At 63.8% G+C, this 20,058-nt stretch carries 19 protein-coding genes; 8 read left to right on the top strand and 11 right to left on the bottom strand.

All coding sequences use genetic code 11. The annotated features are described in order from the left end of the window. Positions 1-3 precede the first annotated feature (3 nt). A complete protein-coding gene (locus B208_RS0117280) occupies positions 4-1,179 on the bottom strand; it encodes a sugar phosphate nucleotidyltransferase (protein WP_073096668.1) in 1,176 nt (391 codons plus the stop codon). 575 nt (positions 1,180-1,754) lie between these two features. Between B208_RS0117280 and B208_RS0117270 the strand changes: the two genes are divergently transcribed. Both B208_RS0117270 and B208_RS0117265 read left to right on the top strand, forming a co-directional pair. After that, complete coding sequence (locus B208_RS0117270; protein ID WP_007980887.1) at positions 1,755-2,141, top strand: Rid family detoxifying hydrolase; 387 nt, start codon at positions 1,755-1,757, stop codon at positions 2,139-2,141. A gap of 4 nt (positions 2,142-2,145) precedes the next feature. After that, a complete protein-coding gene (locus tag B208_RS0117265) occupies positions 2,146-3,213 on the top strand; it encodes a glucose 1-dehydrogenase (RefSeq protein WP_007980885.1) in 1,068 nt (355 codons plus the stop codon). A 307-nt stretch (positions 3,214-3,520) separates the two neighbouring features. Here B208_RS0117265 and B208_RS0117260 read toward each other — a convergent pair whose 3' ends face one another. After that, positions 3,521-4,732, bottom strand: coding sequence for an aminotransferase class V-fold PLP-dependent enzyme (locus B208_RS0117260; RefSeq protein WP_007980883.1), 1,212 nt, complete (start codon positions 4,730-4,732; stop codon positions 3,521-3,523). 497 nt (positions 4,733-5,229) lie between these two features. Here B208_RS0117260 and B208_RS0117255 point away from each other — a divergent pair, with 497 nt between their 5' ends. Continuing rightward, the gene (locus tag B208_RS0117255; RefSeq protein WP_007980881.1) at positions 5,230-6,234 is read left to right on the top strand and encodes a hypothetical protein; all 1,005 of its coding nucleotides are present in this window, start codon (positions 5,230-5,232) and stop codon (positions 6,232-6,234) included. Here the strand turns inward: B208_RS0117255 and B208_RS0117250 are convergent, their stop codons facing one another. Both B208_RS0117250 and B208_RS0117245 read right to left on the bottom strand, forming a co-directional pair. Further along, complete coding sequence (locus tag B208_RS0117250) at positions 6,235-6,963, bottom strand: glutamine amidotransferase (protein ID WP_007980879.1); 729 nt, start codon at positions 6,961-6,963, stop codon at positions 6,235-6,237. 44 nt (positions 6,964-7,007) lie between these two features. Next, entirely contained in the window at positions 7,008-7,832 is an 825-nt protein-coding gene (locus B208_RS0117245; RefSeq protein WP_007980877.1) for a PIG-L deacetylase family protein, read from the bottom strand. A gap of 100 nt (positions 7,833-7,932) precedes the next feature. Here B208_RS0117245 and B208_RS0117240 point away from each other — a divergent pair, with 100 nt between their 5' ends. After that, positions 7,933-9,048 carry a mandelate racemase/muconate lactonizing enzyme family protein gene (locus B208_RS0117240; protein ID WP_026177917.1) on the top strand — a complete coding sequence of 372 codons (1,116 nt, stop codon included), beginning with the start codon at positions 7,933-7,935 and terminating at the stop codon, positions 9,046-9,048. Between the two features lie 3 nt (positions 9,049-9,051). Here B208_RS0117240 and B208_RS0117235 read toward each other — a convergent pair whose 3' ends face one another. The 5 genes from B208_RS0117235 to B208_RS0117210 all read right to left on the bottom strand — a co-directional run bounded on the left by B208_RS0117235 (position 9,052) and on the right by B208_RS0117210 (position 13,758). Beyond that, entirely contained in the window at positions 9,052-10,191 is a 1,140-nt protein-coding gene (locus B208_RS0117235) for an ABC transporter ATP-binding protein (RefSeq protein ID WP_007980873.1), read from the bottom strand. After that, positions 10,188-11,300, bottom strand: coding sequence for an ABC transporter ATP-binding protein (locus B208_RS0117230; protein WP_007980871.1), 1,113 nt, complete (start codon positions 11,298-11,300; stop codon positions 10,188-10,190). The genes B208_RS0117235 and B208_RS0117230 overlap by 4 nt, the downstream gene beginning before the upstream one ends. A gap of 145 nt (positions 11,301-11,445) precedes the next feature. Further along, the gene (locus B208_RS0117220; RefSeq protein WP_007980867.1) at positions 11,446-11,694 is read right to left on the bottom strand and encodes a hypothetical protein; all 249 of its coding nucleotides are present in this window, start codon (positions 11,692-11,694) and stop codon (positions 11,446-11,448) included. Next, positions 11,691-12,776: an ABC transporter permease gene (locus B208_RS0117215; RefSeq protein WP_007980865.1), complete on the bottom strand. Its 1,086-nt coding sequence runs from the start codon at positions 12,774-12,776 to the stop codon at positions 11,691-11,693. The genes B208_RS0117220 and B208_RS0117215 overlap by 4 nt, the downstream gene beginning before the upstream one ends. Beyond that, positions 12,763-13,758, bottom strand: a complete 996-nt coding sequence (locus B208_RS0117210; RefSeq protein WP_007980863.1) for an ABC transporter permease — start codon at positions 13,756-13,758, stop codon at positions 12,763-12,765. The genes B208_RS0117215 and B208_RS0117210 overlap by 14 nt, the downstream gene beginning before the upstream one ends. 127 nt (positions 13,759-13,885) lie before the next feature. Here B208_RS0117210 and B208_RS0117205 point away from each other — a divergent pair, with 127 nt between their 5' ends. Continuing rightward, positions 13,886-14,065, top strand: coding sequence for a hypothetical protein (locus B208_RS0117205; RefSeq protein ID WP_007980860.1), 180 nt, complete (start codon positions 13,886-13,888; stop codon positions 14,063-14,065). A gap of 27 nt (positions 14,066-14,092) precedes the next feature. Next, positions 14,093-14,314 (top strand): hypothetical protein, encoded by a 222-nt coding sequence (locus B208_RS0117200; RefSeq protein ID WP_007980858.1) that lies wholly within the window; start codon positions 14,093-14,095, stop codon positions 14,312-14,314. 40 nt (positions 14,315-14,354) lie between these two features. Here the strand turns inward: B208_RS0117200 and B208_RS0117195 are convergent, their stop codons facing one another. Beyond that, positions 14,355-16,325, bottom strand: coding sequence for an ABC transporter substrate-binding protein (locus B208_RS0117195; protein ID WP_007980856.1), 1,971 nt, complete (start codon positions 16,323-16,325; stop codon positions 14,355-14,357). Positions 16,326-16,443: 118 nt separating this feature from the next. Here B208_RS0117195 and B208_RS0117190 point away from each other — a divergent pair, with 118 nt between their 5' ends. Together B208_RS0117190 and B208_RS0117185 are read left to right on the top strand one after the other, a co-directional pair. After that, entirely contained in the window at positions 16,444-17,280 is an 837-nt protein-coding gene (locus B208_RS0117190; RefSeq protein ID WP_007980854.1) for an SDR family NAD(P)-dependent oxidoreductase, read from the top strand. A 233-nt stretch (positions 17,281-17,513) separates the two neighbouring features. Further along, the gene (locus B208_RS0117185; RefSeq protein WP_026177915.1) at positions 17,514-18,686 is read left to right on the top strand and encodes an anhydro-N-acetylmuramic acid kinase; all 1,173 of its coding nucleotides are present in this window, start codon (positions 17,514-17,516) and stop codon (positions 18,684-18,686) included. 595 nt (positions 18,687-19,281) lie between these two features. On the opposite strand, the gene B208_RS0117175 is transcribed toward B208_RS0117185, so the two are convergent. Continuing rightward, positions 19,282-19,962, bottom strand: coding sequence for an HAD family hydrolase (locus B208_RS0117175; RefSeq protein ID WP_007980850.1), 681 nt, complete (start codon positions 19,960-19,962; stop codon positions 19,282-19,284). Positions 19,963-20,058 lie beyond the last annotated feature (96 nt).

Raw genomic sequence — 20,058 nt, 5'->3', positions numbered from 1 at the left:
GAACTATCCTCTCCGTACAACCGCACCGTCTTCGATTCGTTCACGAACGGTCGTTCCGCTCTCCACCGTTACCCCGTCACCCACGATAGCGCCCGGCAGGACCGTGACGTTGCCACCGATTCGAGCGTTGTCTCCGATGAGACCCCCGAACGTCACGTCGTGATGGACGGTTTCGTCCAGCGTCACGTCCGTAACGCCGCCTTCGACGGTGGTGTTCGGTCCGATTGTCGCGTTCGCGCCGACGATGCAATCCCGGACGACCGCTCCCGGTTCGATGGTCGCGTCCGGGAAGACGACGGCATCCTCGACGACGGCGTTCGCACAGACCGTCGCGTTCTCGCCGAGCGACGTTCCCCTGCAGACGACCGCGCCAGCGCGCACCGTCACGTCCTCTCCCATCATCACGTCGTCGTGGACGACCGCGCTGGAAGCGACGTGTGCCGTCCGTGCCGTGTCTGCTTCGGTGATGGAATCCTGTTTGTCCAACACGTAGCCGTTGAGCCAGAGCAAGTCCCACGGGTGTGAGACGTCGCCCCAGAGGCCGTCGTACGGAATCGCACGCAGCGGATGGTCTTCGACGTAGTTTCGCAACGTTCGCGTCAGCGCCAGCTCCCCGCGACTCTCCGTTTGGCGAATCGCGGCGAAGATGTCCGGGCCGAACACGTACACACCGGCGTTGATCTGTTCCGAGGTCGTCGTCCCCGGTATCGGCTTTTCGATGATGTCGGTGACGGTTTGCTTGTCGCGTTCAATCACGCCGAACCGACTCGGCGTTTCGACCCGCGTCGTCGCCAGCCCCGCCGCCCCCGTCTGTCGGTGGTCGTCGATGAGCGTTTCGACGGCGGACGGTTCGATATATCGGTCGCCGTTCATCGCGATGAAGTCCGACCCGATGTACGGTTCGGCCTGCAAGAGCGCGTGTCCGGTACCCAACTGTTTTTCCTGTACCGCGTACGTGATATCGACGTTCCACCGGCGACCGTCGCCGAAGTACGTCTGAATCCGTTCACGGTGATAGCCGACGACGAGGACGATTTCGTCCACACCCGCCGCGGCGATGGATTCGATGACCGACTCCAGGAGCGGCTTGTTGCCGACCGGGAGCATCGGTTTCGGGCGACGATTTGTAAGGGGTCGAAGCCGGGACCCTTCGCCAGCAGCGAGAACGACCGCTTTCATCGTCAATAACACACCGACCGGACAGTATATCTCTTTTCATTGACAATCTGACCGGTTGGTTCTGTCGTTCTCCCGCAAAGTTCTTAAAACGACGTCGGAAGATAATCGTCGTCGGAACCGAATTCAAGCCGAGAGACGTCTGCTAGCCCATCCGAATCGAACCCCCTCCGTCGAGCGAGGGACACCGCGTTCATCCGGTCACCGTTGACCGACGCTATTCCCGTTAGGTCGCTCTTGTTCACGGATTTCCCCGTCCCAATCCTGTCCCACCTCGATGGTTGGCCGACACGTTGTATCTCTCGATACTCGATTCGAAGCGACCGCAACGATCCGTTTTGCGTTTACACCCGACGGTCGGTACGCTTTTTAGGATGACCTTACAACAGTATCGACGACCACCTGCTGGTTTAGCGGTCGAATTTCCCTCCAACGGGTTTTATGATTCCCCACCGAGACCATACGGGTCGATGACGGCCAACACGATTCGCGGAGTCGTACGAATAGTCAACACTAACGTCACACCCAGTACCGGAGTCAGCGCGAAACCGGCGTCGGTCCTTTCGGTGGTGAACTGAATGGAGGAGATAAGCACGGACGCCGCACCGCCGAGCATCGGCCCGTTCTCGCAAGCGGTCCGTGACGGCGACCGGATTTACGTCTCCGGGCAGGGACCCGTTGACCCGACGTCCGGCGATATCGTCGGCGATACCATCGGCGAGCAGACGACCCGGACGCTCGAAAACATCGACGCCGTTCTCGCGGCGGCGGGTCGCTCGCTGGACGACGTGGTGAAGGCGACCGTGTTCGTTCAAGACATGGACGACTACGACGAGATAAACGAGGTGTACGCGGAACACTTTTCCGCGCCGTATCCCGCCCGGAGCGCCGTGCAGGTCGAGGACTTGCCCATCGACATCGGCGTCGAAATCGAGGTCGTGGCGAGCGCCCGCGGGGAGGAGTGACGACGTGAGAGCGGTTGCAGTCCGTCGCGGCGAGTCGGGTCCACAACTGGTGGACGTTCCGAAACCGGACCCCGAGTCCGGCGAAGCACTGGTGCGGACCCTCCGGGTCGGCATCGACGGCACGGACCACGAAGTCATTGAGGGAACCCACGGCGGCTTCCCCGACGGGTCGGACTACCAAATCCTCGGCCACGAGGCGGTCGGCGTCGTGGCGGACCCGAACGGAACTCGATTCGAGGCGGGTGACCTCGTGGTCCCGACCGTCCGCCGACCGGCGGGCGAACCGAACGACTACTTCGCCCGCGGCGAACCGGACGTGGCACCCGACGGCACCTATCTCGAACGCGGCATCGTCGGCGCGCACGGCTACATGGCCGAGTTCTTCACCAGTCCCGCGGAGTTCCTCGTCCCCGTCCCCGACGAGTTCTCGGAGACCGGATTTCTGGTCGAACCCGTCAGCAACTCCGAGAAGGCCATCGAGTACGCCGACGCCAGTCGGTCGCCGTTCGAGTGGCAACCGAAGAGCGCGCTCGTCCTCGGGAACGGCCCGCTCGGCCTGCTCACGCTGGCGATGCTCGTTAACCGCGACGACTTCGAGCGGACTTACTGCCTCGGCCGCCGCGACAGGCCGGACCCGACCATCGACATCATCGAGGAGCTGGGCGCGACGTACGTCGATTCGCGCGAAACGTCCGTTTCGGAGGTTGCGAACGTCCACGAACCGATGGATTTCGTCTACGAGGCGACGGGCTACGCGCCTCACTCCTTCGAGACGATACGGGCGCTCGCGCCGAACGGCGTCGCCGCCCTCCTCGGTATCCCCGGAGACCACATGTTCGAAATCGACGGCGGTGACCTCCACCGCGAGTTGGTTCTCCAGAACAAGGCGCTCCTCGGCAGCGTCAACTCGAACGTCCGCCACTTCGAGGCGGCGAAGGAGTCGCTCGCGGCGTTTCCCGACTGGTTCACCGAGAAGTTGGTCACGGGCGTGTACCCCCCGGAAAACGCCGAAAAAGCCTTCGAAACCGGCGACGGCGTTATCAAGACCGTCGTCGAGTTCGATACGCTGTAGAATCTCGCACGGACGACCCCGAGGTAGGACGTTCGACACCACCTTCGTCGCGTCGTCCCTCGTTCGTTTTTCTCCCACGTTTTATCGTCGCGTCGCTTCATCTTCCATCTCTTTCCCGCGTTTTATCATCGTGACCACTGTTGCTGGCGGCGTTCATACCGCGACCGCACCGCCCTCAACCCTCCCCATCCGACTCCTTCGCGTTCGCTCAGTCGTCCCTCGCGCGCGTTTCTCGCACGCGCCGATCGCAAACGAACGCGCCGACCGCAAACGAGCCTCCCACTCACGCCAACCGTTCGCCGCCGTATCACTCCTCGACGTGCGCGACGATTCGCTCGACGGCGTAGTCCGCCTCATCGTCCGTGAGACACATCGGATTCACGGTGAACTCGCCCGCCGGAAGCGCGTCCCCGCCGACGAAGACGCGTGGTTCCTCGCGTCGGAGACCGCCAACGATGTCCGTCGCGGTGACGCCCGCCACTTCCGGGTCGACGGAGACCACGACCTCCGGCGCGACGGCGGTCTTGTCGTCGGCCGTGAGCGACGGTTCGAGGCCGTCCACGTCGTCGAGTTCGGCGGCGATTCGCCGAGCGCGTTCGAGCCACTCCTCGATTACGGCGTCGTGGTCCTCTTCCACGAAAAGCTGGAGGGCGCGGATGAGGCCGACGATTTCCTCCTTTCCGACCTTCATCGAGCGCCCGATTCCTTGCCGCGGGACGCCGCCGAGTCGCCCCGGATGGACGAGTTTCGGGGCCGGTTCCCACACCGCCTCGGCCGCGTGCATGTCGAGGTGCTGGGCGGCGACGGACTCGATGAGGTCCGCGCCACCAGCGAGGATGCCGGTGGTTTGGGGGCCGCGAATGGCCTTCCCGCCGCTGAAGGCCACGAGGTCCGCACCCGCGTCGATAAAGGCTGAGAGGTTGCTCATCGGCGGGAGTTCGGCGGCGGCGTCCACGATGACCGGGACGCCCTCGTCGTGTGCGATGTCGCACACGACGTCGAGCGGCGGTTCGGTGTACGATTTCTCGACGTAGGCCACCGCCGCCGTGTTCTCTCCGATGGCGTCGGCGATTTCCCACGGTTCGACGTTGCGCGACCCGGTGCCGAGGTGACGGTCGTTGGTTCCCACGTCCACGATTCGCGCGCCGACGGCCCGGAGCGCGTGGTCGTAGCCCGTCCGATGCGTTCGCGGCATGACGATTTCGTCCGGCACGCCCTCCGTCTCGGGCAGTCGCGCCATCGCGCCGATGTCGTCGCCCGCGATGCAGGCGGCCGCGCCGAGCGCCAGCGCGCTCGACGCTCCGGAGGTGACGTACCCGGCGTCCGCGCCCGTCACCTCGGCTATCAACTCGCTGGCCTCGGCCTGCAGGTCGGAGAGGCGGACGAACGCCTCGGACGCGCGGGCCATGGCGTCCATCGCTTCGGGCCGGATTCGACTGCCGCCGATTCGCGTCTTCGTCCCCGCCGCGTTGACGACGTGCGGGACGCCCAACTCCTCGTAGATGGTTTCGTTCGACATACGATACCTTCCCATGGCACGGAACAAATAGCTTCGTCGTTCGCGTCTCGAATGATTCGAGTCGGTCGCAGATTGCCATCCCGGGAACTGCGCGCGTTGGGTATCGTACGTGTACCCGGTTGCACCTTCACCCGGTCGCACTGTATCTGGTCGCACCTGTACTCGAACGCGGACGAAACGGCCGACAACCTCGGCACAGGAGAGTCCGACAACCTCGGCACAGGAGAGTATACGCGGCGCGGGAACCTGGCGGCGTTCATACCGCGACCGCACCGCCCTCGTCCCTCCCCAACCTCCTCGCTCGTCCCCGTTCCCACGGAACGTCACTCGTCCCTCGCGCGGGTCGCTCACGTTGTTCGCTCCCGCGCGCCGACCGTTAAATCCGGGTCGCTGTGGTGGAATAATACCTTTCCGATTGCTTTCCCGCCGCTTTCGTTCCACCCCCCTCGTCGATACGTTCATGGTTGTCGGCTGTGCAGTGATATCACGCCACGACCATGCCCGACATCGAACGCGGAGCGAGCTATTTCGGCGTACAGGACCCCGAACACGCGGCGGCCGACCTCGAACGACTTCGCGAAGAGGGACTGACCGCCGTCCTCCACACCTTCAGCGAGCGCGACCAAGCGTTCTACCGCGAGACGATGCGGGATATCGTCGCCGCGAGCAGCGACCAGTCGCTGTCGGTTTACGTCAACCCGTGGGCCGTCGGCGGCGTCTTCGGCGGCGAGGAGTTCTCCCGGTTCGTCGCGCACAACCCCGACAGTCGGCAGGTCCTCAACACCGGGGAGCGCGTGCCCGCCGCCTGCTTCAACGACCCGGCGTTCCGCGAGTTCATGCGCGAGTGGACGCGCGACGCCGCCGGACTCGGCGCGGACGTGCTCTTCTGGGACGAACCCCACTGGCACGACGTCCACTGGTACGGCGACGACCATCCCCGCGACGTGTGGTGTTGTCGCTGTGAACACTGCCGCGACGGATTCCGCGAGGAGTACGGCGAACCGATGCCAGCGACCGAAACGGAGGCCGTCTCGTCGTTCCGGGAGGAGTCGATGCTCGACTTCCTCGACGAGATGATGGCGCTGGCACACGAGGCGGGCGCGGAAAACGCGGTCTGTCTCATGCCCACCGGGTCGGCCGACCACGGGCCGCGCAATTGGGCGCGACTCGCGGAGAACGAACACATCGACGTGCTCGCCACCGACCCGTACTGGGACGCGTTCACCGAGGACGCCGACCCGGGTGAGTTCGTCTCGCGGTTCGGCGAGGAGCTGGTCGAACTCGCGGACGAAAACGACCTCCGGAGTCAGTTGTGGATTCAGGGCTTCGGTCTGTCCGGCGATTCGGCGACCGAGGAGGTCCGGACGGCCACGCGAACCGCGCTCGATCTCGGTACCGACAGCGTGTTCATGTGGGGCTACGACGGCTGTCGGACCATCTCGGAACTCGCGTGTGAAGACCCGATGGGCGTCTGGAACGCGTATCTGGACGAAGTGAACTGACTAACAAACGCGGTCGAGAACCCGCTCCCAGAGCGTCGGCAGGCCGTTCCACGACAGAAGCCCGTCGGGTGCCCAGTGAGGTGCACAGTCCGTCGCGTAGGCGAACGAACTCCCGTCCCCGAAGTCGCCGACGGCGAGGAACGGGTCGTCCCGAACCGTCGCCCATACCTCGGCATCCGGTTTCGCCGTCGTCCGATTGTAGCCGAGGACGTGCGGCCACTCGTCGGGCAGGTCGGCGTTCGACACGCCCTCGTTTCGCGGTACCGAACCGTCGGGCGTTTCCACGCGGTCGTCGCCCGCCGCTATTTCGACCGGAAGCACGTCGGCGACCGGCGTGTGTCCGTATCGCGCCTGCCCGCCTTTTCCCGCGAAACTCATGTAGCCGCCGACCATGCCGAGCGCGCCGCCGTCCCGAACCCAGTCGGCGAGGAGCGCACAGCGGTCGACGTCCGTGTCGCCGCCCGCCACTCGATCCGTTATCTGGAGCGTGTCCGCGCCGACGTCGCTCAGAATAACGAGGTCGTACTCGTCCAGCGCGTCGGTCGTCCGCGGGAACGATTCGGCGGCGACGTGACACGGCTGATACGTCACCTCCGCGCCGACCGATTCGAGCGTTTCGATGAACCGGTCCGCCGCCTCCCCGTACTGGCTGTCGCGCATGACGTTTCTCCCCTTTATCTCGAACTGTACCGTTACCCACGACTCACCGGCGAGCAAGACGTTCGTCATCGATTGACGTGTCAGACCGTCTCCCTATAACCCTGTCGTTCGCGTCAGAACGGGAACAGTCGCGCCTTCGTCTCGTCCGTCAGCGGCGCGCCGTGCTCGCTCACTTCGAACGCCTCGGCGTAGCGGACCTCCTCGCCCGCCGAACCGTATCGCTCGACGAGGTCGTCGCGGTAGCGGTCCGCGACGGTCGAAAGCGCTTCCACGTGCGGCAGGCCGCCGCTTCGCAACCAGTCGAACCGCTCGTCCGGGTCGTCGGGGACGTCATCCAGCACGCCCTCGACGTACGGTAGCCACTCGTACATCTGGGAGCCGTGACAGTCGAGCATCTCGAACTTCCGGTCCGCGGCGTCGTCGATATCGACCACCACGTCAGGCGAGAAGGGATACGGGCGCTCGAAGGTGTCGCTCAGGTAGGCGAACACGGGATTCGAGTCGAGCGCGGGCGTCGCCGGGCAGACGTTCGGCACCGCGACGAGGTAGGCGGCGTCGCGCACTAGTTGCGCCGTGTAGCGGTGGTCGGGGTGGTAATCGTTGGGTCGATGAGTGAGCACGAGGTCGGGTCGAAACTCGCGGATGCGGCGGATGAGTCGGTCCCGATTGTCCAGCGACGGTTCGACCCGACCGTCCGGGATGTCGAACTGCTCGAACCCGACCCCGGCAACGGATGCCGCGGCGTTCGCTTCGGCGCGGCGGCGTCGAACCAGTTCCGCGCCGCCGAGTTCGTGGTGTCCGGCCTCGCCGTTCGTCACCGAGACGAACAGCACGTCGTGGCCGTCGTCCGCATATTTGCACGCGACGCCGCCCGCTTTGAGGTCGCAATCGTCGGGATGCGCGCCGACGACGAGAACTCGTACCGTCTCCGAAATCATCGATATGACAGATAACACTCGGGCGCATAAGTTCTCCGGACGCGGAAACCGATTTCGCCGCCGTGCGGAGTTATTTGTAGGTGGCCTTCGAGGATGTAGTATGTCGGTGACGAACGTGTCAGCCATCCCTGTAGAGATGGGTGTCAAACCGCTCGAAGACGAACTCGGACTGGCTCCCTACGTGAGCAACCACGACCAGGTGACGTCGGTCACGCGAATGCTCGTGAAGGTCGAAACGGACGACGGCGTGACGGGGTGGGGCGAGATGCTCGTCGGGATGAAGTCCGCCGCGGTGACGAAGGCGGTCGTGGACGACGTTATCGCCCCGGAACTCGTCGGCCGCGAGGTGGGCGAAATACGGGATTTCGTCGAGTCGTTCTACTTCCCCTACGTGAAAGTTCGGCCGTTTCTCGGGGCGGTCGAAACCGCGCTCTGGGACGCCTTCGGCAAGACGGTGGGCGTCCCCGTCCATCAACTGCTCGGCGGGAAGACCCGCGAGTCGGTAGACATCGCCACCTGCCTCGGTATCCTCTCGCCGGAGGAGTCGCGGACCTACGCCCGACGCGCCGTCGAACACGGCTTTTCGACGCTGAAGACGAAAGCCGGGCCGGACTGGCGCGAGGACGTCGAGCGAATCCGCGCGATGCACGACGAGGTGGACGGCGAACTCGAATTCCGACTCGACCCAAATCAGGGCTGGTCGTTCGAGGACGCGGTTCGGGTCGCCACCCGACTCGAAGAGGAGGGCATCCTCCTCCAGTACCTCGAACAGCCGGTTCGCATCGACACCTACGGGACGTACGCCTCGCTCCGCAACCGCGTGCGGACGCCCGTCGCGGTCAACGAGGACACGTACTTCCCGCGCAACCTCCGCTTTCTGTTGCAGGCCGACGCCATCGACGTGGCCGTCGTGGACCTCGTGCCCGCTGGCGGCATCCTCGCCGTGCGCGAACAGGTCGCCATGGCGGCCAACGCGGGCGTCTCGGTGTCCCACCACTGCGGCTTCGACCTCGGCGTCAAGACCGCGGCGATGCTCCACACCGTGGCGAGCACGCCCGGTATCAACCTCCCGCCGGACAGCACCTACTACGGGTGGGACGACTACATCATCGAGGACCCGTTCGAGGTCGAGAACGGCGCGCTCCGGGTCCCGGACGGGCCGGGGCTCGGGGTGACGGTGGACGAGGAAAAGGTCGAACGGTATCGGTGCGACTGAGGTTCAGTCGCCGTCCGCGGTCTCGCGGGGGGCTTGGGGTTTTTCGGACCGTCCGTCGTCCGAGAGCGGTTCGCTCTCCCAGTAGGCGTGGTCTGCTTCGTTTCGGAAGCAGGCCGTCCGCCGACCGTCGCCCTCGCGGTCGGCGAGCGATGGACACGATTCCGTACACGCCGTCCGCGCCTCGGGACAGCGCGTGTGGAACCGACACCCGGACGGCGGGTCCACGGGGTCGGGGATGTCGAGTGTGCGAATCGGCGGCTCCGGCACGCTCTCGGACCGATTCCTGAGGTCGGAGGTCGCCCAGAGAAGCACCTTCGTGTACGGGTGTTGTGGGTCGTGGATTATCTGTTCGGGCGTCCCTATCTCGACGAGTTCGCCGAGATACATGATTCCGATGCGGCCGTTCGCCCGCTGGGTGAGGTGCTTGGCGTTGGCGAGGTCGTGCGAGATGTACAGGTACGAGGTGTTGAACTGGTCCTGCAGTTCGAGCATGAGGTCCATCATCTCGGCGCGAAGCGACACGTCGAGCGCGCTGATGGCCTCGTCGGCGAGGATGAGGTCCGGGTTCATCAGCAAGGCCCGGATGAGCGCCACGCGCTGTTGTTCCCCGCCGGAGAGTTGATGAGGATACCGTTTGGCGTAATCCTCCGCCGGGGCCATACCCACGTATTCGAGCAGGCCGTAGATGCGGGCGCGTCGGTCCGCTTCGCTCATCTCCGGTTGCCAGTGTTTCAACGGGTCGGCGAGGCTCGACTCGACCGTGTAGTTCGAGTTCAGCGAACTGCCGGGGTCCTGGTGAATCATCTGGAGCGAACGGCGTATCTCCTCCGCCGAGTACTCGCCGGCGGACTCTTTTCTGTCGAACAGGCCGCCGGATTCCTTGGTTTCCCACACGTCTTGCCCCCGGTACAGCACGTTCCCCTCCGTCGGACGCTGGACGCCGATGGCCGTCTTTCCGAGCGTCGTCTTTCCACACCCGGATTCGCCGACGAGTGCAACGATGTCGTTCTCGTAAATGTCGAGGCTCACGTCGTCCACGGCGTGGACCGTCTCGGACCCGGCGAGGCCGAACAACCGTTCTTTCTCGAAGTGGACGCTCACGTTCTGCAGCGAGAGGAGCGGGTCACCGCGGCGGTCGGTCATCGTCGCTCACCTCCGCTGGCGTCGGCGGCATCCGCCGCGTCTGCCGACTTCGGCGGCTCGTCGAGCAACAGCGGGACCGTCTCACGGGCCTCTTCGGGGTAGAAGCAGGCCACCTCGTGACCCTTGTCCACGTCGCGGAGGTGGGGACTTTCGGACTCGCACGTCCCGTCGGCCAGCGGACAGCGCGGGTTGAACGAACAGCCGTTCGGGAGCGAGACGGGGTCGGGACTCGACCCCTCGATTCCCTCGATGTCCATCGCCCGGTCGGAGATGTTCGGGACGGCGTTGAGCAGCGCGCGGGTGTAGGGGTGGGCCGCGTCGTCGAGGAGTTCGTCGGTCGGGCCGAGTTCCACGAGGTCGAAGGCGTACATCACGGCGAGGCGGTCGGCGAGGTCGGCGACGAGCGGCAGGTCGTGGGTGACGAACACCATCGTCAGGTCGTACTTCTCCTGGAGGTCCTCCAGCATGCTGACGATGGACCGCTGCATCAGCAGGTCGAGCGCCGCGGTCGGTTCGTCCATCACGACGACGTTCGGGTCGAGGACGAGGCCGAGGGCGATGAGCGCCCGCTGTTTCATCCCGCCGGACAGCTCGTGCGGGTGTGAGCGTAACACCTGCTCGGTCGGCAGGTAGAGGTCCGCGAGGAGTTCGCGCGCGAACTCCATTCCCTCCGAGACGTCCGCGCCGTGTGCGCGAAGCGTCTCCTCGAAGTGACTACCGATGGTCATCGTCGGGTTGAACGCGCTCTGGGCACCTTGGATGACGAACGAAATCTCGTTCCAGCGGAGCTTCGTCAGTTCCTCGCGGGAGAGGGATAGCACGTCCACCGGTTCGCCGCCGTCCGGCGGATGGTAGATGACTTCCCCATCCACCTGTCCCGGCGAGACGATGGCGTCCAGCATCGCGGAGGCGAGCATCGACTTGCCGGACCCGCTCTCGCCGACGACGCCGAGGACCTCGCCTGCATGGACGTCGATACTGACGTCCCGAAGGACGCGGGAATCCCCGCGGTCCATGCTGAACGAGACGCTGGCGTCCCGGACTTCCAGGATGACGTCTTCCTCGGACGGCGTGTCGGTGTCCGACGCGGGCCGGAATTCGGTTGCCATCGGCGTCACCTCCGGCCGCCGGTTTCGCGGAACCGGTCGGTGTGTCGCGGTCGGTCGATGCGTTGCTCTCGGTTGGCGTGTGTTGCTCCGTCGGTGTGTTTGATATCGGTGGTGGTCATGGATTCGTGTGGTGCGTGTCGAGTCATCAGTTGTACCCTATCAAGCGAAGTCCGAGGTGACCGAGGATGGCGTAGATGAACGCGCTAGTCCCCCAGATGGCGAACATTCCGGCGAGAACGGCGTGCGTCAGCGAGGGGAGGAGATAGCCCGAGAGGAGGACGGCCAACAGCCAACAGACGACCCCTAGCGCGACGATGAACGCGAGGAACGACCGCCTGATGGCGAGCAGGAGGGATACCGCCTGCCCGTTCTCGTCCGTGACCGAGGTGCTCATTCGTCACCTCCGGCGGTTTCGTGGCGCGCGCGAAGGCGGACGTTGAACACCCGGTCGAGCCCCTGCGCGAGCAGGATGAATCCGAGCGAGATGAGGATGATGAGCGCCATCGGCACCAGCAACCAGTGTATCTGGTCGGGGTTCGTCAGGTTCGCTTGGTTGTACGCGTCGTTCATCATCAATCCCCAATTCAGGTTCGAGCGGGGGAGGATACCGAGGAAGTACAACCCGACGGACTCGAAGATTATCTTCCGGGCGCTGGTCGCGAAGTTGACCGAGATGTACGGCATCAGGTTCGAAACCACGTCCTTGCGGAGGATGTGAAGCTCCGACAGGCCCATGATGCGCGAGGCTTCGGTGAACGCCTCCTCGCGGATGCTCAACACTTGCGAGCGAACCGTCCGCGCCAACTTCGGCCAGTTGTCGATGCCGAGGATGAGGCCGACGACGAGGGGGCTTTCCGGTTGGTAGATGCTCGCCAGCACGATGACCAGCGCGATGCCGGGAATGGTGAGAACGACGTCCGTGAGCGTCATCAACGCGGAGTCGGTGCGGCCGCCGCGGTAACCGGCGACGGTGCCGATGAGCGTTCCGAGACAGACCGACAGCAACGCACCGGCGAGGATCATCTCCAGCATCGCGGGCGTCGCGTGGACGACCTGTTTCAGAATCGACTTCCCCATCACGTTGGTTCCGAGCGGATACGCCCAGTCTTGGAACGGCGAGAGGTATATCGGTCCCTCCATCACGGTGGCTTTCTCGACGAGGACGATGCCGAACGGTGCCGCGGCGATGACGCCCATGACGACGAAGCCGAGGAGGATGAGCGACCCGACGAGCGCCCGCCAATCGTTCAACAGCACCGCGATGGGCGCGTAGACGTGCCGCTCGAACGACCGCCGGGCCTTCTCGCGTCCCGTCAGTTCTGGGACGTTCGACGTTTGCGTGAAGATGCTCTCGTCCATCGGGGCGGAACCGGACCGACTGTTCGTTCCGCCGTCGGTTCGTGCGGATTCGTCGTCGGTTCGACGAGGGGTGTCGGCGTGCGACGTTTCGGCATCGCCATTCTCAGTAGGCTTCACGTTCGCTCCCTCCTTTGACGCGGGGGTCGATGACGCCGTACGTCAGGTCGGCGATGAGGATTCCCAACAGCGTGATGCTGGTGAAGAAGATGAACGACCCCATGATGAGCGGGTAATCGCGGTTCAACAGCGCGTTGTACGTCACGAGCCCCATCGCGGGGTAGTTGAAGATGGTTTCGAGGATGATGCTGCTCCCGAAGATGCCCGCGATGCCCATCATAATGCTCGTGTAGACGGGCAACAGCGCGTTGCGGCCGACGTAGCGGATGGCGATGCGGCCCTGACTGATGCCGCGGAGTCGCGCGACGCGGATGTAGCCTTCGCCCATCTCGCGGATGCAGTTCCCCCGAAACGCCAGTGCACCGCCGAATCCGGCGATGAACGAGGAGAACACGGGGAGGATGGCGTGTTTGACGACGCCGACGATGAACGGGAGGTTCAGTCCGGCCGTCGTGTTCGGGTCCATCCGTCCGCCGCTCGGCAACCAGCCGAGGGAGAACGAGAAGACGATGAGCGAGAGGATGGCGACGATGTAGTACGGAACGGTCGTATTGGCGATGGAGAATATCGTCATCCCGGTGTCGAACGTACCGCCTTCGTTGTACGCCATGACCGCGCCGAGCAGCAGGCTGACCGTCGTCCCGAGCGCGAGGCCGTAAATGCTGATGAACAGCGACCACGGCATCGCCTCGAACAGGATGTCGAAGACCGGTCGATTCTTAAAAATCGACCGTCCGAAGTCCTGATAGACGATGATGTTTCGGAGGTAATCGTAGTACGCAACGTACCACGGTTTGGACGGGTCGATACCGGTGTACGTCTGTACCATCATGTTGATGCGTTCCATCTGCTGTGGCGACGGACTGCTTCCCTGTTCTATCATCTGTTGCATCAGATGGTTTTTCACCATCTCGACGGGGCCGAACGGTAACATTCGGTACAGGGCGAACGTCACCGTCAGCGCCAGCAGGAACACTAGCACTGACTGCCCGATCCGCTTCGAATAATACATCGTGCTACTGTGCTTGTGTTTCTCCCACCGCAATAAAGGTATGGGAGGGATTCTCTGTAACGGGCGGTTTCATTACGTCTGCGGCCCAGTTCGAGGTATGGCGCTCCTCACGCGACTCCGCAGCCTATTCGGAGACGACTCGGACGACACCGAGACGTACCAGTGTATCAGATGCGGCGCGACGTTCGACCGGGAGTTCTACGAGTGTCCCGACTGTGGGGTCGCTCACGCCGTCGCCCGAATCGACGACGATGAGGAGACTGGGCGAAACGCTTAATTCCTGACGTGCGAGTGACCCGAACGAATGTCTCACGCACCCACCGTGTTCGATTACGTCTGCTCGAACGCCGATAAGTTCGCCATGCTGCTGGCGTTCGAGTGTCTGGCCTGTTTCCTCTCGATACTGCTCTTTTTCTGGTCGGAACCGGGAACGGCAGCACACGTCGTGTCCGTCCTCAACGTCCTCGGTGCGGGCACACTCGGTGCCGGAACGGCGGCGCTCCTCGTGAAATGCCATCGGACCTGAGGACCGAAAAACCGCGCGTGGGATGACAGCGGCGGGGCGGTTACTTCGTTTTCGCGCTGACGTGCCCTTTCAGCAGGAATTCGATAGCGTTCGTGAAGTGTTCGTTCTTCGCCTTCTCGGAGTGGCCGGTGTCGTCCCCGGTCGGGAAGTCGAACTTGTTCTGGTTGCCCCAGTACACCCTCGTCTCGTCGTAGAAGCCGATGTGCGGGACCTGCCAGTTGGTGTACCACATGAGTTTCTTCGTGAGGTCTTTGACCTCCTTCGTGGACTGGGTTTGGGACATGATGTTGCCCCACTTGACGGGATACAACGTCTGTTTTGCGCCGCCGTTGCCCGTCTGTCCGACGTTCTTCGGGAACTTCGGCCGGATCGGTTGGTTCAGCTTCTTGCTCCGTGACCGGGAGAGATCGGGCGTTCGGCGATCGACGCTACAATCGCCGCTCGGTTCCGTTACGTTCACAACTTCGTCGAACTTACCGAGTCCGGCCACGCTGACGGTGGAATACGCGCTCGCCGGGTGTGACGTCTTCGAGAACCAGTTGACCATGTCGAAGTCGTGGGTGTCGGTCCACCGCTTCCAGAACCCGCTGCTCGACGGGATGATGAGTTCGTTGCCAAAGCCGAACTCCTTGAGTTTGGGACTCAGGTACTTCCCGATGGTCTCGTAGATGGTCCACGGCGGCGTCAGATAGGTGAGTCCCTCGACGCGACTGCCGTCCGGTCCTGCCCAGACGTCGCCGTCCTTCGTGTAGCCCGCGTCCTTGAGGACCTGTTTCGCCTTCTCGGGCTTCGACGTGCGACCGTAGTCGATGAGCTTGTTCTGGAAACTCTTGCTCGTCCACTGATTCCCGGTGCTCGCGGACATCCCGGTTACGGTGTCTCGGGGTTTGTAGTTCAGTCCCTGCGTGCTCTTGATGACTTTCACGAGTTCGTCGTGGTCCATGAGGTACGCGATGGCCCGACGAACGGGACGGCGAGCGAGGTGTTCGTTGTTCCAGTTCATGGCCAACTTCACGATGCTGGACGTGCCGAACTGGTTGAACACGTCGACGTTGCCGTTGGACTTGGCCTGATTTATCGTCTTGTCCCCCATGTCGAGTTGGCCCGCGTTGAGCGCCTGAATCGCCTTCTGTTTCTCCGAGATGAGATGCCAGTTGAACGTCTTCAGGTTCGTCCAGTCGGCGCGCGGGTGGTCCTCGTACTTCTCGTGGACGGCGTTGGTGGGGGAGAGCTGTTTCGGCTTCCACAACCCACAGCCGAGACCCTTCTCGGTGAGGTCGTTCAGCGTGATGGTCGTCGAAGTCAGCTCCTTCGTCACCTTTTCCACGGCGCTCTGACCGCCCGCGTCTTCGTACTTATCGAGCCACGATTTGAAATAATCGTGCTTGGCGGGGACGGTGTAGTATGGGGATGCCGTCTTCTGCAACGACGGATTGGCCGGTCCGGCGAGATGATGTTTGATCGTGTGTTTATCGGCCACCTCCCAACTGTCGTCCGTGTTCTCCGGGCCGTAGCTCGCCTTGTAATCGCTGATGACCGCGGCGGTGCGGAAGTCTTGTGCGGTGACGGGCGTTCCGTCCCACCACGTGTACTCGTCGTTGAGTTTTATCTCGACCTCACAGCCGCTCCCCTTGATATTGATTTCGTCCGCGAGGAAGTACATCGGTTCCCCCTTGGCGTTGGGCCAAACCAACGACTCCCACCACATGTTGTCCATCCAGAACTCGGTGTTCTTCGTATCGGTGAAGGGGTTGATGTTGGCCTTGCTGGGTTGCCAACTGACCGGCGCGCGCATGTGCAGTTCGGTCGTGACGGGCGTCCCGTTTTTCCCGTTGGAACCGCTCGCATCGTCGGGAGTCCCCGACATCGTTACGTCCGGGTCGTCAGGGTTGCTGCCGCCGCACCCGGCCAGTCCGGCCATCGTCGCGCTGCCGCCGAGCGCGAGCCACTGTCGTCGCGTCAGCGAAGCTCTCTCAGGCTCATCGCTAGCACCGTGGTTGCTGTTAACCATGCTCGGTTCGATTTTAAAATGAACATAGAAAAATGTTTGGGTTAGTGACGCTCTGCTTCGGAGAACGACTCGTCGTCGCGATACAAACCGTTTTGTGGACCGGGTACGGGTGGAGCATATGGACACGAGCACGACAGAGCGGAGTAACGACGTCGCCGTCGTCACGGGCGCGGCGAAGGGTATCGGCCGAGCCATCGCGGAGCGACTCGCGGACGCTGGCACCACCGTCATCGTCGCGGACGTGGACTCGGACGGCGGCGAGGAAACGGTCGCCCGCATCGAGGAGAACGGCGGGACGGCCGAATTCGTCGGGACCGACGTCAGCGATTCGGCGGACGTGTCCGCCATGGTCGAAGCGACGATGGAGCGCCACGGGAGCGTTGACGTCCTCGTGAACAACGCGGGCGGGTCGTTCGACGACGGCAACGTCGCCGACGTGACCGACGACACGTGGGAGCGGATCATCGACGTGAACCTGAAGGGCCAGTTCCTCTGCGCTCGGGAGGTCCTCCCGGCGATGGTCGAATCGGGCGGCGGGTCGATGGTCCACGTCTCGTCCATCAACGCGAAACTCGGCATCGGCCTCGCCTCTTACTCCGCCGCGAAGAACGGCATCGTCGCGCTCTCCCGACTCATCGCCACGCAGTACGGCCGCCACGGCGTCCGCTCGAACGCCGTCTGTCCGGGGAGCATCATCACCGACGCGTCGAGCGAGAAATTGACCACCGAGGGGCCGGTCCGCGAGGAGTGGCTGAACCAGTATCCCGTCGGGCGATTCGGACGGCCCGAGGACGTGGCCGAGGCCGCGTTCTACCTCACGTCGGAGAAGGCGTCGTTCGTCACCGGCACGGAACTCGTCGTTGACGGCGGTCTCTCCGCCGGTCTCGACCAGCGGTTGGAGACGATGATGTACGACATCGACGAACCGCCGACGTGGAATTGCGACGATAACTGACGTCGCTCCCCTTCGAACGGAAGTATAAGTAGCGGGACGAGAAACAGCGGGGAGATGATCACACAGTGTCGCCGTCTTACCGAGTACGGGCGCATTTTCGACGGCATCGACGTTCGAAACGTATCTCCTCCCCGATGTTCGACCGGAGACGAAGTACGCCGCGCTTCACCATCTCGCGTTCGACAGCGGTTCGCCGACGGGACGGTCACGAAGCAAATCGAGGGGGTGACGGCGTGAGCGAGCGCGTCGTCGTCGGCCTCATGTCGGGCACGTCGCTCGACGGCGTTGATGCGGCCTGCTGTCGGATTCGGAGAGACGGGGAGGCGATACGTGACTACGACGTGACCGTCGAATCGTTCGTCACGCGGGAGTACGATTCGGCCTTCCGAGAGCGACTCGAACGCGTCTGCTCCGACGAGGGGTCCGTCGCCGAGGCCTGTCGGCTGAACGTCGCGCTCGCGGCGGTCTTCGCGGACGCAGCGGAAGCGGCGGCGGACGCCGCGAACCTCGATATCTCGGCCGTGGACGCCATCGGGTCGCACGGCCAGACGATTCGTCACGAACCGGAACCGCGACGACTGCCGGTGGGCGACGACCGACGCCGTTCGACGCTCCAGATAGGCGACGGGAGCTACATCGCCGAGCGAACCGGCGTCACGACGGTCGCGGACTTTCGAACCGCGGACGTGGCGGTCGGCGGACACGGTGCGCCGCTGGTTCCGTTCGCAGACCTCGCCCTGCTCGCCGACGACGAGTCGTTCCGCGTCGCACAGAACGTCGGCGGCATCGGGAACTGCACCGCGTTGCCGCCCGGAGCGGCGCGCGAGGACGTGACCGCCTTCGACACGGGACCCGGAAACATGGTCATCGACGGCATCGTGGAACTCCTGACGGACGGCGAGCGGACGTACGACCGCGACGGTCGGATGGCCTGCGAGGGGACGGTCCACGACGCGATACTCGACGATGCGTTGGACGAGCCATACTTCCGTGCGGAACCGCCGAAATCCACCGGACGGGAGCAGTTCGGCCGCTCGTACGCACGGGAGTTCGTCGCCGCCTGCCGGGAGCGAAACTGCACGGACGAGGACGTCGTGGCGACGGCGACGGCGTTGACGGCCCGCTCCATCGCCGACGCGTACCGGCGATTTCTCTCGAACGCGCCGGACGAAATCGTCGTCTCCGGCGGCGGGGCGTACAACCCCGCGCTCCTCGACATGCTCGACGCCGAGGTGAGCGCCCCGGTCCGAACCATCGACGAGTACGGCGTCGGAAGCGACGCGAAGGAGGCCGCCGCGTTCGCCCTGCTCGCCGCGGCGGCGCTGGACGGCGTGCCGAACAACGTTCCCGGCGCGACCGGTGCGGCCCGACCGGTCGTCATGGGCAAGCGCTGCCCGCCGACGTGAGCGCTCCGTCACTCGTCTCGTACTTTTTCCGAACGTCCGATTCGTCGCGGTATTCTCGCTCCACGAACCCTCGGCTTTCGATTCCGTCGAACCGCGAACCCCTGATATTCCTCCTCTCCGCGGTCATGCGGACTGCTACCTTCGTTTCCGGCGGACGAGAGGGGGAGCTTCCGTGGACTCGAAATCGACCCTGATTTATCACGAAAATATGTACGTTATAACCCCCCGAGAAGCGAGCCGAACACACGATTCGTGGGTACATTACATGCATAGTTTCGTAATGGGCGTCTTCGACCGGAGAACGCCGTATCTCGCCACGAGAGGTATTCACACGCGTGATGTGCCGTCGTTTCGTCTCTATCGAATGTACTTCCCCCGCGAATACGACTCGAAATCCTCTGAAACCGTTCTAAACCGGCTATTTGAGACTTCTCCATTTCGTTTCGGCTGTGTCGAAACGATATCCAGTGTTCGATGCGAGGTGGTCGCGTTTCGAGAACGACGAAAATCTGATCGGACGAAACCGGGCGGAGACCGGGTGGGGAACGGACGGAGAACGGACGAAAACCGGTGACGCGGGTTGAAACGGCGGTCCTTACGCGGACTCCGCGATACCCGGAAGGTCGAAGAGGTCCGCGAGCGACTCCACCTCGTAGGTCGGGTCCTCCGGGAGGTCGTAGCCATCGCGGTGTGGTCGTCGGATGAACGCCGAGTCGAGGCCCGCGCGGTGGGCGGCGCGAACGTCACAGGCGCTGTCGCCGACGTAGAGGCCGTCGGTCACGTCGAGGTCGGCCATCGCCTGCTCGATGTAGTACGTCTCGGGTTTGGTCTGCTCGAATCCCTCGACCGTCGGTTCACGGCCGTAGGCCGTCTCGAACAGGTGGGCGAAGTCGAACCGGTCGAGCATGTACTCGATGGTGGCGTGTTGGTTGCTGCTGACGACCCCCATGTCGTGATGCGCGGCGAGGTCCGGGAGAACCGAACAGTCGTCGTAGGGGACCCGCTCGCCGCGGTCCATCATATTGGATTGGAGGCGCGACGTGTTCGCCTCGCGCTCCGGCCAGAACCGCCCGAAATCGATGCCGAGGTCGGCGCACGCTCGCCGCATCTCGTCGATGGTTCTCCCGGCGATGAAGGCGTCCACGTGGGCGTCCTCGGGCGACACGTCGAACGCGTCGAACGTCTCCACGACGGCCTGCCGGTAAACCGTCGGGTGGTCGGGGTGGAACGCGAGGAGGACGCCATCCACGTCGAACAACAGCGAATCGTAGGTCATCGAGTCGTTTCTTGCGTCGCTGGCCACAAATAGGTTGTTCACCGCGGATGGCCCGGACAGAGGGATTAAGACGGTTCGCTTCCCTCGTCTACGGGA

Origin of the sequence: Haladaptatus paucihalophilus DX253 (assembly GCF_000376445.1) — an archaeon.
Classification (GTDB): Archaea; Halobacteriota; Halobacteria; order Halobacteriales; family Haladaptataceae; genus Haladaptatus; species Haladaptatus paucihalophilus.
This window is presented reverse-complemented; position numbering and strand designations above follow the sequence as displayed.

Bases quoted from the DNA above. Each gene is read 5' to 3' on its own strand.
- B208_RS0117280 (WP_073096668.1), bottom strand. From the start codon at position 1,179: ATGAAAGCGGTCGTTCTCGCTGCTGGCGAAGGGTCCCGGCTTCGACCC.
- B208_RS0117270 (WP_007980887.1), top strand. From the start codon at position 1,755: ATGGAGGAGATAAGCACGGACGCCGCACCGCCGAGCATCGGCCCGTTC.
- B208_RS0117260 (WP_007980883.1), bottom strand. From the start codon at position 4,732: ATGTCGAACGAAACCATCTACGAGGAGTTGGGCGTCCCGCACGTCGTC.
- B208_RS0117255 (WP_007980881.1), top strand. From the start codon at position 5,230: ATGCCCGACATCGAACGCGGAGCGAGCTATTTCGGCGTACAGGACCCC.
- B208_RS0117250 (WP_007980879.1), bottom strand. From the start codon at position 6,963: ATGACGAACGTCTTGCTCGCCGGTGAGTCGTGGGTAACGGTACAGTTC.
- B208_RS0117245 (WP_007980877.1), bottom strand. From the start codon at position 7,832: ATGATTTCGGAGACGGTACGAGTTCTCGTCGTCGGCGCGCATCCCGAC.
- B208_RS0117240 (WP_026177917.1), top strand. From the start codon at position 7,933: ATGTCGGTGACGAACGTGTCAGCCATCCCTGTAGAGATGGGTGTCAAA.
- B208_RS0117235 (WP_007980873.1), bottom strand. From the start codon at position 10,191: ATGACCGACCGCCGCGGTGACCCGCTCCTCTCGCTGCAGAACGTGAGC.
- B208_RS0117230 (WP_007980871.1), bottom strand. From the start codon at position 11,300: ATGGCAACCGAATTCCGGCCCGCGTCGGACACCGACACGCCGTCCGAG.
- B208_RS0117220 (WP_007980867.1), bottom strand. From the start codon at position 11,694: ATGAGCACCTCGGTCACGGACGAGAACGGGCAGGCGGTATCCCTCCTG.
- B208_RS0117205 (WP_007980860.1), top strand. From the start codon at position 13,886: ATGGCGCTCCTCACGCGACTCCGCAGCCTATTCGGAGACGACTCGGAC.
- B208_RS0117200 (WP_007980858.1), top strand. From the start codon at position 14,093: ATGTCTCACGCACCCACCGTGTTCGATTACGTCTGCTCGAACGCCGAT.
- B208_RS0117195 (WP_007980856.1), bottom strand. From the start codon at position 16,325: ATGGTTAACAGCAACCACGGTGCTAGCGATGAGCCTGAGAGAGCTTCG.
- B208_RS0117190 (WP_007980854.1), top strand. From the start codon at position 16,444: ATGGACACGAGCACGACAGAGCGGAGTAACGACGTCGCCGTCGTCACG.
- B208_RS0117175 (WP_007980850.1), bottom strand. From the start codon at position 19,962: ATGACCTACGATTCGCTGTTGTTCGACGTGGATGGCGTCCTCCTCGCG.